Annotated in this window: 2 protein-coding genes; one reads left to right on the plus strand and one right to left on the minus strand. The window is 54.7% G+C overall.

Annotation, left to right across the window (positions count from 1 at the left end; genetic code table 11):
• A partial coding sequence (locus tag AACR14_RS16085) for a hypothetical protein (protein WP_237714708.1) occupies positions 1-391 on the minus strand: 391 nt, incomplete at its 3' end.
• Between AACR14_RS16085 and AACR14_RS16090 the strand changes: the two genes are divergently transcribed.
• Positions 335-2,404, plus strand: a 2,070-nt coding sequence (locus tag AACR14_RS16090) for a UvrD-helicase domain-containing protein (RefSeq protein WP_237714707.1), incomplete at its 3' end; no start/stop codon positions are given. The two genes, AACR14_RS16085 and AACR14_RS16090, sit on opposite strands and share 57 nt — an antisense overlap.

The raw sequence follows: 2,404 nt of genomic DNA on the forward strand, positions 1-2,404 counted from the left end.
ATTTGACGAAGCGCACTGCCTGTCGAAATGGGGACATGATTTTCGCCCTGACTATCTCTACTGCGCCAAGGCCATCGCCACAATTGCCAAGGAACAGCAGGTCCCCATGCCTCCTGTCTTCTGCTATACCGCGACCGCCAAACCGGATGTGATTGAGGATATTTGCGCCCAGTTTCTCGATAAACAGCCCCGACCTCTTCTCAGACTGGAAGGCGGGGTTGAACGTACCAACCTCGAATATGCCGTCGTTGAGTGTCCCGGTCTCAATAAACAGGGCCATATCCTTAACCTGCTCGAGCAGTTCTTCGGTGAGGAAAAGCCCGGTTCCTGCGTTATCTACTGCGCAACCAAGCGCAGCGTGGACGAGCTGGCCGATTTCCTCGGTCAGCAACAATCCCTCCCTGTCTCACGCTTTTACGCCCGCATGGACAGTGCCCAGAAGAAAACCACCCTCGAACAATTTATCAATGGCGAGATCCGGGTCATCTGCGCGACCAATGCCTTCGGGATGGGGATCGATAAGGATGATGTGCGTTTGGTGATCCATGCCGATATCCCCGGCTCCCTCGAAAACTATCTACAGGAAGCGGGACGAGCTGGCCGCGATACAGCACAAGCCCACTGCGTATTGCTGTTTGATGAACAAGATATCGAGAAACAGTTTCAGCTCGAGGCCATGAGTGAAGTCAGCCTGCGCGATATCAAACAGATCCTGCGCGGAATAAGGCTCAGGGCCAGCAAAGGAGGCAAGCAGGATAACAACTCGCCACTGGTCGCCACCAGTGCAGAGCTCATCAACCAGCCAGAGGTGGAAACCAGCTTCGCTGCCGATGACAGCAATGCGGATACCAAGGTCAAGACAGCTATTGCCTGGCTCGAACGAGCGGGCTATCTGGAACGTAGCGACAACATCACTCAGGTTTTTCAGGGGCGCCCTCTGTTTGCTTCCACAGAAGAGGCAATGAAAAGGGTAGACAGTCTGAAACTGGCTCCCAAGGCCAAAGCCATCTGGCAAGCTGTTATCCAGGCGCTGATGAGTGCTGCCGATGATGATGGCCTCAGTGCCGATGCCATTGCCGAAGAGGCAGGCCAATACATGGCAGACAAAGGAAGTGGTGTTCAGGCCAGTGAAGTGATGCGGGTACTCACCCAGATGGCGGATGTCGGTCTTCTCTCTCAGGGGATGTTACTGACTACCTGGCTTCGCCCCAAAGGAAGAGACAATGCCAGGGTGCTCTGCGGACAAGTACACAGTATTGAAAAGGCGATGCTGGACACCTTGCGTGAACAAGAGCCCGAACCTGATACAGGGCAAGGGCTGACCTTTAACATTCGACTGGTCAATCAGGCCATCAAAGATCTGGGGCATGAACGGTGTAATCCTGGCTTGCTGCGCAATTTGCTGACCAGCTGGGCCCAGGATGGTCGCTCGGGGGGTGAGAAAGGCTCCATTGATGTCAAATATCTCTCTCGGGATCTTTACCAACTCACCTTCAACCGAACCTGGTCCCAGATTGAGCAGACAATTGATCAACGCCATCGCGTCACTGGCGCCACCCTCGATTTTCTCTACACCCTGTTGGCAAGCAGCGAAGAGAGTGTCCAGCGCCAGGTGATGCTGTCATTTGCCCTGGAGCAACTGGTCAAATACCTGCGAGAAGACATGGATGTGGCTCAGCTCATGAACAAGCGGGAGGCAAGCAGCCAGCAGGAGTGGTTGCTCAAAGGGGCAGAGCGGGCACTGCTCTACCTGCATGAGCAACACGCCATCGTGCTGCAAAATGGCCTTGCCGTGTTCCGAAGCGCTATGACCCTCACGCTGACCGCTGAGCGGCAGCAACAATACAACAAGGCAGACTATCAGCCGCTTGAGCATCACTATCGCCAGAAGGTGATTCAGATCCATGTGATGAATGAATACGCCCGCATCAGCCTGGAACACTTCAAGAAAGCCAAAAAGCTGGTGACAGACTACTTCTCCATGGAAGCTGACAAGTTCCTCGGTCACTACTTCAAAGGGCGCAACAAAATCCTGGAGCTGGCGACCAGCGAACACTCCTGGAAGCGCATCGTCGAAGATCTTCACAACCGTTCCCAGGAACAGATCGTCCAAGCACCGCCCGAGCAAAACTTGCTGGTACTGGCAGGGCCGGGGTCAGGCAAGAGCAAGGTGATTATTCACCGCTGCGCCTATCTGATGCGGGTCAAGCAGATCTCCCCATCGCGGATCATGTTGCTCTGTTACAACCATAATGCGGCGATGTCCCTGCGCCGACGCCTGACCGAGTTGCTGGGGCGTGACGGAGCACGGGTCTCGGTATTCACCTTTCACGGTCTCGCCATGAGTCTGACGGGCAATGCGGTGCAAAATCGGACATCAGACGATATCGACTTTACCACCATC

Source organism: Aeromonas sp. 159, from assembly GCF_963862045.1.
Lineage (GTDB): Bacteria > Pseudomonadota > Gammaproteobacteria > Enterobacterales > Aeromonadaceae > Aeromonas > Aeromonas veronii.